Source organism: Streptomyces koelreuteriae (genome assembly GCF_018604545.1).
GTDB lineage: Bacteria > Actinomycetota > Actinomycetes > Streptomycetales > Streptomycetaceae > Streptomyces > Streptomyces koelreuteriae.
This window is the reverse complement of the sequence record NZ_CP075896.1, coordinates 6,997,831-7,010,590: the sequence shown is the minus strand read 5'-3', so window position 1 is coordinate 7,010,590 and position 12,760 is coordinate 6,997,831. Positions and strand designations below refer to the sequence as shown.

General features: G+C 73.3%; 10 protein-coding genes. 1 reads left to right on the top strand and 9 read right to left on the bottom strand.

Annotated elements, in window-relative coordinates:
- Nucleotides 1-32: 32 nt before the first annotated feature.
- The 3 genes from KJK29_RS31595 to KJK29_RS39025 form a co-directional block, all read right to left on the bottom strand.
- Nucleotides 33-968, bottom strand: coding sequence for a phosphotransferase family protein (locus tag KJK29_RS31595; protein WP_215122579.1), 936 nt, complete (start codon nt 966-968; stop codon nt 33-35).
- Nucleotides 969-1,282: 314 nt separating this feature from the next.
- A complete protein-coding gene (locus tag KJK29_RS31590) occupies nt 1,283-1,462 on the bottom strand; it encodes a hypothetical protein (protein ID WP_215122578.1) in 180 nt (59 codons plus the stop codon).
- 232 nt (nt 1,463-1,694) lie between these two features.
- Nucleotides 1,695-1,934 carry a hypothetical protein gene (locus tag KJK29_RS39025; protein ID WP_251057985.1) on the bottom strand — a complete coding sequence of 80 codons (240 nt, stop codon included), beginning with the start codon at nt 1,932-1,934 and terminating at the stop codon, nt 1,695-1,697.
- Nucleotides 1,935-2,129: 195 nt separating this feature from the next.
- Between KJK29_RS39025 and KJK29_RS31585 the strand changes: the two genes are divergently transcribed.
- Nucleotides 2,130-3,602: a protein kinase domain-containing protein gene (locus tag KJK29_RS31585; RefSeq protein WP_215122577.1), complete on the top strand. Its 1,473-nt coding sequence runs from the start codon at nt 2,130-2,132 to the stop codon at nt 3,600-3,602.
- Between the two features lie 10 nt (nt 3,603-3,612).
- Here the strand turns inward: KJK29_RS31585 and KJK29_RS31580 are convergent, their stop codons facing one another.
- The 6 genes from KJK29_RS31580 to KJK29_RS31555 all read right to left on the bottom strand — a co-directional run bounded on the left by KJK29_RS31580 (nt 3,613) and on the right by KJK29_RS31555 (nt 12,756).
- Complete coding sequence (locus KJK29_RS31580) at nt 3,613-4,431, bottom strand: TrmH family RNA methyltransferase (RefSeq protein WP_215122576.1); 819 nt, start codon at nt 4,429-4,431, stop codon at nt 3,613-3,615.
- Nucleotides 4,432-4,495: 64 nt separating this feature from the next.
- The gene (cobA, locus tag KJK29_RS31575; RefSeq protein ID WP_215122575.1) at nt 4,496-5,737 is read right to left on the bottom strand and encodes a uroporphyrinogen-III C-methyltransferase; all 1,242 of its coding nucleotides are present in this window, start codon (nt 5,735-5,737) and stop codon (nt 4,496-4,498) included.
- Nucleotides 5,738-5,854: 117 nt separating this feature from the next.
- The gene (cobT, locus tag KJK29_RS31570; RefSeq protein WP_215122574.1) at nt 5,855-9,439 is read right to left on the bottom strand and encodes a nicotinate-nucleotide--dimethylbenzimidazole phosphoribosyltransferase; all 3,585 of its coding nucleotides are present in this window, start codon (nt 9,437-9,439) and stop codon (nt 5,855-5,857) included.
- 368 nt (nt 9,440-9,807) lie between these two features.
- The gene (cbiE, locus tag KJK29_RS31565; RefSeq protein ID WP_215122573.1) at nt 9,808-11,028 is read right to left on the bottom strand and encodes a precorrin-6y C5,15-methyltransferase (decarboxylating) subunit CbiE; all 1,221 of its coding nucleotides are present in this window, start codon (nt 11,026-11,028) and stop codon (nt 9,808-9,810) included.
- A gap of 136 nt (nt 11,029-11,164) precedes the next feature.
- Nucleotides 11,165-11,797 (bottom strand): GNAT family N-acetyltransferase, encoded by a 633-nt coding sequence (locus KJK29_RS31560; RefSeq protein ID WP_215122572.1) that lies wholly within the window; start codon nt 11,795-11,797, stop codon nt 11,165-11,167.
- 140 nt (nt 11,798-11,937) lie between these two features.
- On the bottom strand, nt 11,938-12,756 hold the full coding sequence (locus KJK29_RS31555) for a MetQ/NlpA family ABC transporter substrate-binding protein (RefSeq protein WP_215122571.1): 819 nt from the start codon (nt 12,754-12,756) through the stop codon (nt 11,938-11,940).
- Nucleotides 12,757-12,760: the final 4 nt, after the last annotated feature.

Below are 12,760 nucleotides of genomic sequence, written 5' to 3'. Positions count from 1 at the left end.
ACAGACTCTGTCCCGCTGTGGTCGGTTGCACCCTACTTCGCGTGCTCCTGCGCCAACTGCGGCGGGAGGGCGGCCATTCGCTCACAGGCGTCCACGACCCATTGCTCGACCTCGTCCAGGTCGCGGCCGACGGTGGCCGCCTTGGCGACGGCCCGGGCGGCGGTCTGCACGGTGAGGGCGCGGGCGGGGACGTCGAGGGCGGGCCACGGGTCGCCGTCGGCGGGTACGGCCGGACCGCCGGCCTCCCGGTAGGCGGCGAGGAACCGGGTCCACTCCTCGGGCAGGAGGAGGCCGCAGGCGTACCAGGCGGCGGGGCGGGCGAGGTCCCAGGCCGGGACGCCGACACCGAGGTCGTCGACGTCTATCAGCAGCCAGGGGCCTTCGGGGGCGGGGTGACGTAGGAGCTGGCCGAGATGGAGGTCGCCGTGGCAGAGGGTGCGGGTGTGCGGCATCGGGGCCTCTCCGCGGGCCCAGGCCGGGAGGGTGTCCCAGGCACGGAGAACGGAGGCGGCGGCGGGATGCGGGGCGGCGTTGCGGAGCTTGTCGATGGCCCGGGCCGCCTTGGCGGGGCCTCGCATGACGGGGAGGGCGTCGGGGGCGGGGGTGCGGTGCAGCCGGGCGAGGAGGGTGGCGGCCGCTTCCCAGGGCGCGGCGTCCGGGTCGTCCGGGTCCACGGGGGTGCCGTACGGCCAGCACGTCACGAGTCTGCCGTGCAGGTCGGACGGGGTGGGAGTGAGCGGCGCCAGGAGGATCTCGGGGTTGCGGGTGGCCACCGTGAGGCGGCTCGTCAGTTCGGTCAGGTCGGAATCCGGAGGGTGGGCCTTCGCGACGATGCCGGCGTGGCGGACGACCGTCGCGTCGGGGCGGTCGGCGAGGGTGGCCGCGCCGCAGGGGCAGGTCGATGAGCGGGCGTGGGCGGTTGCTCGGGCCTTGGCGGTGAGGTCGGCCAGGAGGGGGGCGGGGGTCACGGGGTGAGGGTACGTGGGGCACAGGCCCGGGCCGTAGGAAACGGTCGGGCCCAGGTGCACCGCGTTGGCCCTGAGGCCGGGTGGGTCCGCAGCCCGGCGTAGCGGGGTGCCGCTGCGCCCACCCGTGCCGCCCTTAGCGGCACGATTGCCCGCAGCTGGGGCGGCTGAGGCAGCTGGGGCCGCGCGCAAAGCAATGCCGGCGCAGCTCCCCAGCTGCGCCGGCATTTTTTGCCGTCCGCCGTACCCCCGTCCCCACGGGGTTTCATGGGTTGATGTCCCCGCCCGGACCGCTCTTCCGGGCCTGGGGTCGCCGCTCAGCGCCCCAGCATCTCTCCCACGGACGACGCCTGTGTGGCCACTGTCTCCCACCCGTCGAAGACGAGGAGGAGCAGGACCGCCAGGGGAAGGGCCATCAATGTCGCCACCAGGGGGTGGCGGCGGCCCGTATTGCGCTCACGTGTGCGGACCAGCGTCCGCGGTGCCGTGTGGGCCATGGTCCCTCTCCTGACCGTTCAGTTGTCGTTGGCAGCGGCGGGCGTCTGACCTCGGGGGACGAGTGCTACACCCGCCGCTTGACCTCAAATCTAGGCGTCCGGGCCTCCCCGGGCGTCATGCCCTCGTACCGATTGCCGGGCCTCCCGGAGGATGAGCCGCTACCTGCGATGTACTCCCCTGGGTGGAGACGGAGAGCCAGGCCTCAGGGTCTTCCCCGAAGGGATGCCCGACTCACCCCGCTTTGTCCGAGCTTTGCTCCCTCGGAACAGGCTGTTCCACCAGCGCCAGCACCCGGTTCGCCATGAAGCGGGCCGTCCGCACGACTGCCCCACTACGGGTGACTTCGCTCACTTCTACGACACCTCGGCGTACCGCCGTCTCCACCCTGCGGCCCGCCCTGCTCGCCACGACCTCATACGTGCGCGTCGTGTCACCGGCGTCCACGACTATCTCCACACGGTCACCCTTCACGGGTCCAATCCCCCTTCCGTGGCAGGCGGTTGGGGTCGACCCTCGCGCGAACACGGCCTGTCCGCACGCCCCCTGACCACGCTTCAAGTCTCCCACCCACCACTGACAATCCATCGGCCCGAGAGGGCGCGGCCTCTGCGCGTGGGCGGCCGTGGAAACGTAAGCTGTGGCTCGTCACAGGACCGGGCAGCGGGGATGAACATGGCGATGATGCGCCTGAGGCGCGAGGACCCGCGCGTCGTCGGCTCGTTCAGGCTTCACAGACGGCTCGGCGCGGGCGGGATGGGCGTGGTCTACCTGGGCTCCGACAAGAAGGGGCAACGGGTCGCGCTCAAGGTCATCCGCCCCGACCTGGCGGAGGATCAGGAGTTCCGCTCGCGCTTCGCGCGTGAGGTCTCGGCGGCGCGGCGGATCCGCGGCGGCTGCACGGCCCGGCTCGTGGCCGCGGACCTGGAGGCGGACCGGCCCTGGTTCGCCACGCAGTACGTGCCCGGCCCCTCCCTGCACGACAAGATCGCCGCCGAGGGACCGCTCGGCGCCGCCGATGTCGCTGCCGTCGGGGCGGCTCTGTCCGAGGGCCTGGTCGCCGTGCACGAGGCCGGGGTCGTGCACCGGGATCTGAAGCCGTCCAACATCCTGCTGTCCCCGAAGGGGCCGCGGATCATCGACTTCGGCATCGCCTGGGCCACCGGTGCGTCGACGCTCACCCACGTCGGCACCGCGGTCGGCTCGCCGGGCTTCCTCGCGCCGGAGCAGGTGCGCGGGGCGGCCGTCACCCCGGCCACGGACGTGTTCTCGCTGGGTGCCACGCTCGCGTACTCCTCGATGGGCGACTCACCGTTCGGGCACGGCAGTTCCGAGGTGATGCTGTACCGCGTCGTGCACGAGGAGGCGCAGCTCCACGGCGTGCCCGACGCGCTGGCTCCGCTCGTCCGGGCGTGTCTGGCGAAGGACCCCGAGGAGCGGCCGAGCACGCTCCAACTGTCGCTGCGGCTCAAGGAGATCGCGGCCCGGGAGGCGCAGGACCTCGCCGGGGTACGGCCGCCCGCGCCGCGCGGCGCCGAGACCGAGCGGCCCGTCGACACCTACCCCGAGCGGGGCCGGCGTCCGCAGGGACAGCAGGGATCGGGCCCGGCCGGCGCGCAGCGGGGCCGGGGCACTCCCCCGCCGCGAGGGTCCTCCACGTCCCGGGACGGGGTTCCGTCCGCCGACGGCACGGCTTCGCAGAGCGGAGCCGGTGGCCGGGGCGGGGGCCGGCCTGCCGGCAACGGGAGCGGGAACCGGTCGGCGGGTGGCGCGAACCGCGGCAGGACTCCGGCGCGCGGACGCGGCGCGTCGGGGCGGTCCGGGGCGCGGCCGACCCCCACCGGGCGCAACGGCACGCGGTCGGGCAGCGGCAGCCGCCCCGCTCCGCACAGCGGTACCGGGCGTCCGTCCAGGACGGGGACCGGGCTGCGGCCCGCCAATCCGCGGTTGCTGCGGCAGCGGCTGTTCGTGTTCGTCGTGGTCACGCTGCTGGTGGCGATCGGCATCGCCCTGGTGCAGGGCTGTCAGGGCCCGGCGCGGGGACTCGGCGGCGACGGAGGCGGCGTACGGGAGCAGCAGGTCCACCGGTCGCAGCCGCTGGGCGATGTGCCCGCGCGGCCGGACGGTGCGACTCGGACCTGACCGGCCGCTTCTAGGCGTGCGGTCGGCCGGTGGCCACGGCGTAGAAGGCCACGGCCGCAGCCGCGCCCACGTTGAGGGAGTCGACGCCGTGGGACATGGGGATGCGGACCCATTCGTCGGCGGCGACCAGGGCCTGGGTGGACAGGCCGTCGCCCTCGGCGCCGAGCATCAGGGCCACGCGGTCCATGGTGTGCGGGGCGGCCTCGTCGAGAGGCCGGGCCTTCTCGTCGGGGGTGAGGGCGAGCAGGGTGAAGCCGGCCTCGCGGACCGACTCCAGGCCCTTGGGCCAGGTGTCCAGTCGGGCGTACGGGACGGAGAAGACCGCGCCCATGGAGACCTTCACGCTGCGGCGGTAGAGGGGGTCGGCGCAGTCCGGGGAGAGCAGGACCGCGTCCATGCCGAGGGCGGCGGCCGAGCGGAAGATCGCGCCGATGTTGGTGTGGTCGTTGACCGACTCCATGATCACGACGCGGCGGGCGGTCCTCAGGAGGTCGGCCGCCGTGGGCAGGGGCTTGCGCTGCATGGAGGCGAGCGCGCCACGGTGCACGTGGTAGCCGGTGACCTGCTCGGCCAGCTCCGGGCTGACCGCGTAGACCGGGGCCGGGAGCTCGTCGATGACGTCGCGCATGACGTCGACCCACTTGGCCGAGAGCAGCATGGACCGCATCTCGTAGCCCGCTTCCTTGGCCCTTCTGATGACCTTCTCGCCCTCCGCGATGAACAGGCCCTCGGCGGGTTCGCGCTTGCGGCGCAGCTCCACGTCGGTCAGGCCGGTGTAGTCGGTAAGGCGCGGGTCGTCGGGGTCCTCGACGGTGATGAGATCGGCCACAGGGTGATACTGCCTTGTCCTGGGTGCGGTGCCAACGGCTCGGTACGGGTTGCGTTACCCGGGGTTACTCACGGGGCGCGGGGTTCTCGGCGCCGACCTTCACGACCTCGCCGATGACGATGACCGCCGGGGGCTTCACATCCTCGGCCCGTACCCTCTCCGCGACGGTCGCTAGGGTCGCGTCGACCCGGCGCTGGGCGGCCGTGGTGCCCTCCTGGACGAGGGCGACGGGGGTGTCGGCCGGCTTGCCGTGTGCGACGAGCGTCTCGGCGATCTTTCCGATCTTGTCGACGCCCATGAGGATCACCAGCGTGCCGGTGAGCCTGGCCAGGGACGGCCAGTCGACCAGGGAGCGCTCGTCGTCGGGTGCGACATGGCCGCTGACCACGGTGAACTCATGGGCGACGCCGCGGTGGGTGACCGGGATGCCGGCCGCGCTCGGGACCGAGATCGAGCTGGAGATGCCGGGGACGACCGTGCACGGGATGCCGACCTCGGCGAGGGCCTGGAGCTCCTCCATGCCGCGGCCGAAGACGTAGGGGTCGCCGCCCTTCAGGCGGACGACCGACTTGCCCTGCTTCGCGTGCTCGATCAGCGCGCTGTTGATGGCCTCCTGGGCCATGAAGCGACCGTAGGGGATCTTCGCCGCGTCGATCACCTCGACGTGGGGCGGGAGTTCGGCGAGGAGGTCGCGCGGGCCGAGGCGGTCCGCGATGACGACGTCCGCCTCGGCGAGCAGTCGGCGGCCGCGGACCGTGATCAGGTCCGGGTCGCCGGGTCCGCCGCCGACCAGGGCGACTCCGGGGGTGCGGGTGCGGTGGTGCGGGGCGACGAGCGTACCGTCGCGCAGGCCCTCCACGACCGCGTCGCGGATGGCGGCGGTGTGGCGGGGGTCGCGGCCCTTGGCGTCCGTGGTGAGGACGGCGACCGTGACTCCCTCGCTGTGGCCGGTGGCCGGGGTCCAGGCCGTCGCCTCGTCGGCGTCGTCGGAGCGGACGCACCAGACACGGCGGCTCTCGGCTTCGGCGGAGGCCCGGGTGTTCGCTTCCGTGTCACCGGTGGCGATCAGCGCGTACCAGGCGTTCTCCAGGTCGCCGTCCTCGTAGCGGCGCCGCTGCCAGGTGATCTCGCCGGCGTCCGCCATGGCTTCGACGGAGGGGGTGGCGCTGGGGGACACGAGGAGGATGTCCGCACCTGCCGCGATCAGTGCCGGGAGGCGGCGCTGGGCGACCTGGCCGCCGCCGAGAACGACCACGCGGCGGCCGGTGAGGCGGAGGCCTACGGGGTAGGCGGGGTGTTCGGCCATGGGGGTGCGGCTCCTGTTGACGGCGGTGCGGTAGCCCTGACGTGCGAATTTTAATGGGCAGGAGTCGGGACGGCTCCGGTGGTCCAGTGGCTGGGCACCGGAGCCGTCCCTCGGCACCTACTTCTCGGTGACGCCCGCCGAGTCGAACGTCGCCACCTCGTGCATCGCCCGGGCCGTGCTCTGCACCAGCGGCAGGGCCAGGAGGGCGCCCGTGCCCTCGCCGAGGCGGAGGTCGAGGTCGACCAGGGGGCGCAGGCCCAGCTTGTTGAGGGCCGCGACATGGCCCGGCTCGGCGCTGCGGTGACCGGCGATGCAGGCGGCCAGGACCTCGGGGGCGATGGCGCGGGCCACCAGGGCGGCGGCGCCGGCGCTGACGCCGTCCAGGATCACCGGCGTCCGCAGGGAGGCGCCGCCGAGGAGGAGGCCGACGATGGCGGCGTGCTCGAAGCCGCCGATCGCGGCGAGCACGCCGATCGGGTCGGCCGGGTCCGGCTGGTGGAGTTCCAGCGCGCGGCGGACGACCTCCGTCTTGCGGGCGAGGGTCTCGTCGTTGATGCCGGTGCCCCGGCCGGTGACCTCGGCCGGGTCCGCACCCGTGAAGACGGAGATCAGGGCGGCGGACGCGGTCGTGTTGGCGATGCCCATCTCACCGGTGAGCAGGGCCTTGTTGCCGGCGGCGACCAGGTCGCGGGCGGTCTCGATGCCGACCTCGATGGCCTGCTTGGCCTCCTCGCGGGTCATCGCGGGGCCGGTGGTCAGGTCGGACGTACCGGCCCGGACCTTGCGGGGCAGCAGACCCGGGGTGGCCGGGAGGTCGGCGGCGACGCCCACGTCGACGATGCAGACCTCGGCGCCCACCTGGGTGGCGAAGGCGTTGCAGACGGCGCCGCCGCCGAGGAAGTTGGCCACCATCTGGGCCGTGACCTCCTGCGGCCAGGGGGTCACCCCCTGCGCGTGCACACCGTGGTCGCCAGCGAAGATCGCGACGGCCGCGGGCTCCGGGATGGGCGGCGGGCACTGGCGGGACAGCCCGGACAGCTGCGCGGAGATGATCTCCAGCATCCCCAGCGCACCGGCCGGCTTGGTCATACGCTTCTGGCGCTCCCACGCCTCGCCGAGCGCCTTGGCGTCCAGCGGGCGGATCTGCGCCACGGTCTCGGCGAGCAGGTCGTGCGGTTCCTCTCCGGGCAGTGCGCGGCGGCCGTACGTCTCCTCGTGCACGACCCAGGACAGCGGGCGGCGCTTGGACCAGCCCGCCTGCAGCAGCTCGGGCTCGTCAGGGAACTCGTCGACGTAACCGACGCACAGGTAGGCGATGACTTCGAGGTGCTCGGGCAGGCCGAGGGCGCGGACCATCTCGCGCTCGTCGAAGAAGCTGACCCAGCCGACGCCGAGGCCTTCGGCGCGGGCGGCGAGCCAGAGGTTCTCCACGGCCAGGGCCGCCGAGTACGGCGCCATCTGGGGCTGGGTGTGACGGCCGAGGGTGTGGCGGCCGCCGCGGGTCGGGTCGGCGGTGACCACGATGTTCACCGGGGTGTCGAGGATGGCCTCGATCTTCAGTTCCTTGAACTGCTTCGCCCGGCCCTTGGGGAGGGACTTCGCGTACGCCTCACGCTGGCGCATGGCCAGTTCGTGCATCGCGCGCCGGGTGTCGGCGGAGCGGATGACGACGAAGTCCCAGGGCTGCGAGTGGCCCACGGAGGGCGCGTGGTGGGCGGCCTCCAGGACGCGGAGCAGCACCTCGTGCGGGATCGGGTCGCTGCGGAAGCCGTTGCGGATGTCGCGGCGTTCGCGCATGACCTTCAGTACGGCCTCGCGCTCGGCGGGGTCGAAGCCGGGGGCGGCGGGGCCGGTGGGCTGTGGTGCCTCTGCCACTGCGGCCGTGCTCTCTTCGTCGTGGCGTACCTGGTCAGCCAAGTCTTCCTGCTCGGCGGCCCGGGTGTCCAGGTCGTCCGCGTTCTGCACGAGTTCGGCGTCGCCGTCGCGGGGTGCGGGGACGGTGGCCGCGGGGGCCGGGGACTCCGGCTCCTCGGGCTGTACCGGCCGGGGGGCGGCGGGCGGCTGGGACTGCTGGGGGCCCTGGACCGGCTGCATGCTCTGCTCGTCCGTCTGCTCGTCCGCCTTCTCTTCCGCGATCGGCTCGGGGAGTACGACGGTGACGTCCTCGGCGGGGGCCGGGGGGACGTCCATGGTCTCGGGAGCGGGGGTCACCGGCTCGGGAGCGGGGTCGGGAGTGGCTTCCTCGGCCGCGGGGGCCAGGTCGGGAGCGACCTCCTCGGCCGCGGCGGTGGGCTCGGGTGCGATTTCCTGTGCCACGGGGGCGGGCTCGGGAGCGACTTCCTCTGCCACGGGGGCGGGCTCCGTTACCTCGGGGGCCTGGGGCGGTGCGGGTGCCTCGGCGGGCGCGTCGGGCACGGGTGTCTCGGTGACCTGGGCAGGCATCGGGGCGGGCTGAACCGGTGCGGCTGGTGCCTCCGGTGCGACTGGCGCCTCCGGTGCGTCGGCGGCCGCCGGGGCAGGGGCCACCGGAGCCGGCGCCTCAGGGGCGGGCTGTGGAGCCGTCGCCTCGGGGGCAGGAGCGGGGGCGGCCTGCGGGGCGAGCGGCTCGGCGACCGGCGCGGGGGCCTCGACGCCGGGGGCGTCCGGCTCCGGCGCTACGGCCTCGGGGGCGCTCGGGTCCGGCTCCGGCACTACGGCTTCGGGGGCGCTCGCGTCCGGAACCGGTGCGATGGCCTCGGGGCCGACGACCTCTGCCGGCGCCTCCGCTACGGCCTCCGGAGCGACCGGCTCGGGAGCGACTGCCTCCGGCGCCACGGCGGGAGTTGCCTCGGGCATCTCGGCGGGAGCCTCGGGCGCGGTCGCGGCCTCCGGGAACGGGACCGCTTCAGGGGCCGGTGCGGCCTCGGCGACCGGGAGGGACTCGGCGACGGGAGCGGGGACCACGTCCTGCTCCTCGACAGCCGCCGGAACCTGATCGCCGGCGTCGGCGGAGTCAGAGCCGGCGGAGTCGCCTACGGCAACCGGCTCGGGAGCCTCGGGAGAAGCAGCCGCAGGCACCGGCACCTCCGCCGGAACCGGCTCAGGCGCGGAAACGGCCTCAGCCACCTGCACAGGCTCCTCGACCTCGGCCACCGGCTGCGTTTCCGGAACAACCGTTTCCGCAGGGGCCACCCCGACGGCCACCTGGGCCTGGTGGGTGACCTGCGCGTCCCAGGGCGCGGCCGGGGGCGACGGCATCTCCGGCGCGCGCGGGGCGTCGAGGTACTCGGGGCCCGCGGCCGCCACGGGCTGTCGCAGCGGCGCGTCGGCCGGGCCGCGGTCGGCGAGGGAGCGGACCGGGCTGGCGGAGCTGTCCGGCAGCGGCGGGCCGAGGTGCAGCGGGCGTCGCGGAGTGACGGGCGGGATCGGCGGAGGGTCGGGCAGCCGGACGCCGCCGAGGTCGACCGAGCCGCTGTCGCGGCCGGAGATCTCGTGCGGACCCGGCTCGTGCACGGTCTCGGCGACCGGCTCCGGCATGGGCGGGGCGACCTCGTTGCCCCAGGCGCCCTGGGCGCCCGGCAACAGCAGCAGGTCGTCGTCCTCCGCGGTGGTCTCGGGCTCGGAGAGGTAGGTGTACGAACCGTGCGCGGGGACGCCCGGCTGCTCCACCATGCCTGCGTTCTCCGGCAGTCCCTCGCCCGGGACCTGGCCGGTGTCGGTCATGCGTACCCCTCGCCCAATCGGTTAGTGCTCCTACGACCAGCTCGCCCGGAACGGCGCACCGACCGCCCCGCAGTGAAGAACGAGCGTGCGTCCCCAGCGGCACGAGCGGCCCGCCCCAAAAAGGCGACAAAGCCATTCACTGGCATTGTCGCGGCCGTACCACCCTCGCGGCAGCTTGATCCGCGACGGTTCCGCTGTGGACTGCGCCACGTTGCGCGTCCCTCGGTTCTGCCGTACCACACACACCCCAAAACGGGCGGGTTTTCCGGACATTGGCCGACGAAGTGCCGGGCGTCCGGGTGCGGTGCAACGATCGGCCAGCCTACCGCGCGCAGTACGACAACCCGATCACGGGGACGGCGGCGGGATCAGGCGCTGCGCCTCGGCAGCACGCCGCTGAGCAGGAACGCGACGCTCCGTTCTTTCTCCGTCCAGGCCCGGGTGTCGAGTTCGACGGACTGCAGCAGGGCGCACTCGACGCCGTAGCCGTGCTCCGTCAGGTCGCGGCCGATGAGTTCGGCGGTGTCGCGGGTGCCGGCGTGGGTGACGATGCGCTGCGGGCGGCGGTCGACGACCGCGGAGACGACGGCCGCTCCCCCGCCGCCGACGCGGACGACGTCCGGTTCGGGGAGGTTCTCCAGGATGTGCGGGGCGGTGCCGTGCACGATCTGGAGCTGGACGCCGAGGCGGCGGGCGGCGGCGTCGGTGCGGGCGCAGGCGGCCCGGTCGCTGTCGACGGCGATGACGGCGGCGCCGGCGCGCGCGGCCTCGATGGCGAAGGCGCCGCTGCCGCAGCCGATGTCCCACACGAGGTCGCCCACGCGCGGTCCGAGGCGGGCGAGTTGGGAGGCGCGCAGCGGCTGGGTCTCGCCCTCGTCGAGGCGGGCGCCGTAGGCCTCGGAGGGCAGGGACCAGCCGCGGGGACCGGCGGACGGGTCGCGCCCGGCGATCCAGCCGCCGGTCTCCCCCGAGGTGCCGGGTCCGGCCGGGCCGCCGAGGACGATGACGACATTGGGGTCGCGCCAGGTGTGGTCGGCGGCCTTGTCGGAGCTGACGATCGTGACGCGCTCGCGTTCGGTGCCGAGTTCCTCGCAGATGACGAAGGAGCGGTGGACTCCTTCGAGGAGCAGGCCGAGTTCGGCCGGGCCGGCGCCGGGTGAGGTGAGGACGGCCACCTTGGTGTGGGCTCGGCATACATTCACCGCGCGGCGCAGGGTGCGGCGGTGTGCGACGACCACCTGTGCGTCGTCCCAGGGCATGCCGGCCCGGGCGAAGGCGGCCGCGACGGAGGAGACGGCGGGGACGACCTCCACCTCGAGGCCGAACTCGGGCGCCCGCAGGGTCTTCACGACGCCGAAGTAGCCGGGGTCGCCGTCGGCGAGCACGACGGCCGTGCCGCGGTGGCCGGCGATGCGGCGGGCGGCGAGGGCGACACTGCCGAGGCGGATGCGCTCGGCGCGGGCGGGGACCTCGGGGAGCGCCAGGTGGTGGGCGGCACCCGCCACGAGCGTGGCGGCTCCCAGGGCGGCGCGTGCCGCGTCGGTCAGCGGCGAACCGTCCCAGCCGATCACCGTGACCCGGTCGGCCATCGTCGTCAGTCTCCAGAGGATGTCGCGGGTCGTCTGCGTGTCGTGTCGCGGGCGGCCCGTGGGCGGGCTTGGTGAGAGTACCCGGTGGAGCCGGCGGAGGGGACGGCGGTGCGCTCGCGCACGGTGGCCGTTCCGGTCAGTTCCAGTCGCCGAAGGACGTGAAGCCGTCGGGGAGCCGGCCGCCGACGCCCTCCAGATCCTCGGGGAGCAGGCTCCAGACGATGAAGTCGGTGCGTACGTCGCTCCACGTGCCGTCCTCGGCACGGCTGCGGGCTATACAGGCGTTGCGCAGCACGCCCTCGCTGATACAGCCGATCTTCTGGGCGACCTGCTGGGAGGCGGTGTTGTCGGCCGCCGTGCGCAGTTCGATGCGCTCGAACTTCTGGTCCGAGAAGAGCCACCGGGCGGTGACGAGGGCGGCCTCGGAGGCGTAGCCCTCGCCCCTGGCCCAGGGGGCGATGATGTACGACAGCTCGGTGGAGCGTACGCGCCAGTTGGTCTTGCCGAGCTGGATGACGCCGACCAGGCGCTGGGTGAGGAACTCGGTGACCGCGAAGTCGAGGCCGCGGCCCTCGGTGCGCTCGGCGGGGGCGTAGTCGGTGATCCAGGTGCGGGCGCCCTCCTCCGTGAAGGGCTGGGGGACGGAGGTCCAGGCCGCCACCTGTTCGTCGTTCATCATCGCCGCCAGGGCGGCGATGTCGTCTTCGTCAAGAGGACGCAGCACCAACCGCTCCGTGCTGATGGAGACGTTGGGAAAGGTGCTCGTCATGCGCCGCTCCGTAACCTTCGGTGAACCTTCAGGGCCTGCTCAACTGCCCAGCATGCAGCATGAAAGCACTGATCCGCACCACGGGGCCCTCCCCCACCCGGTGAGGGAGGACCCCGTGCGGCGCGGGTGCCGGGCGGGCCTCAGAAGGAGGCGAGCACGGCGCCGTCGTACTTGTCCTGAATGAACTTCTTCACCTCGGGCGAGGTGAGAAGCTTCGCGAGCTTCTTCACCCGCGGGTCCTTCTCCTCGCCCTTCTTCACGGCGAGGAAGTTGCCGTACGGGTTGTCCTTCGGGGACTCCAGGACGAGGGCGTCCTTCGCCGGCTTGAGGTCGGACGAGAGGGCGTAGTTGCCGTTGACGACGGCGGCGTCCACGTCGTCGAGGGAGCGCGGGGTCTGAGCCGCCTCCAGCTCCTTGAACTTGAGCTTCTTGGGGTTCTCCGCGATGTCGGAGGGGGTCGCCTCGTTGCCGACGCCGTCCTTGAGCGTGATGAGCTTGTTCGCGGCGAGGAGCTTGAGGGCGCGGGCCTCGTTGACGGTGTCGTTGGGGATGGCGACCGTCGCACCGCTCTTCAGGGCGTCGGCCTTCTTGACCTTGTGGGAGTAGAGGCCGAGCGGCTCCAGGTGGACCGTGACGACGGGCACGATGTCGGTGCCGTTCTTCTTGTTGAAGTCGTCGAGGTACGGCTGGTTCTGGAAGTAGTTGGCGCCCACGGAGCCGTCCTGCGTCGCCGTGTTCGGCGTGACGTAGTCGGTGAACTCCTTGACCTCCAGGTCGAGGCCCTCCTTCTTCGCCAGGTTGTCCTTGACGTAGTTGAGGATCTCGGCGTGCGGAGTGGGGCTGGCGGCGACGATCAGGGGTCCGTCGGAGCCGGAGTCGCCCGCGCCGCAGGCGCTGAGCCCGAGGGTGAGGGCTCCGGCGGCGAGTACGGCGGTGGTGATCTTGGCGGTGCTACGCACGAAA

What these genes read in the sequence shown, in the direction of transcription:
- cobA (WP_215122575.1), bottom strand. Translation starts at nt 5,737, where the DNA reads ATGGCCGAACACCCCGCCTACCCCGTAGGCCTCCGCCTCACCGGCCGC.
- KJK29_RS31560 (WP_215122572.1), bottom strand. Translation starts at nt 11,797, where the DNA reads ATGACGAGCACCTTTCCCAACGTCTCCATCAGCACGGAGCGGTTGGTG.
- cbiE (WP_215122573.1), bottom strand. Translation starts at nt 11,028, where the DNA reads ATGGCCGACCGGGTCACGGTGATCGGCTGGGACGGTTCGCCGCTGACC.
- KJK29_RS31585 (WP_215122577.1), top strand. Translation starts at nt 2,130, where the DNA reads ATGAACATGGCGATGATGCGCCTGAGGCGCGAGGACCCGCGCGTCGTC.
- cobT (WP_215122574.1), bottom strand. Translation starts at nt 9,439, where the DNA reads ATGACCGACACCGGCCAGGTCCCGGGCGAGGGACTGCCGGAGAACGCA.
- KJK29_RS31590 (WP_215122578.1), bottom strand. Translation starts at nt 1,462, where the DNA reads ATGGCCCACACGGCACCGCGGACGCTGGTCCGCACACGTGAGCGCAAT.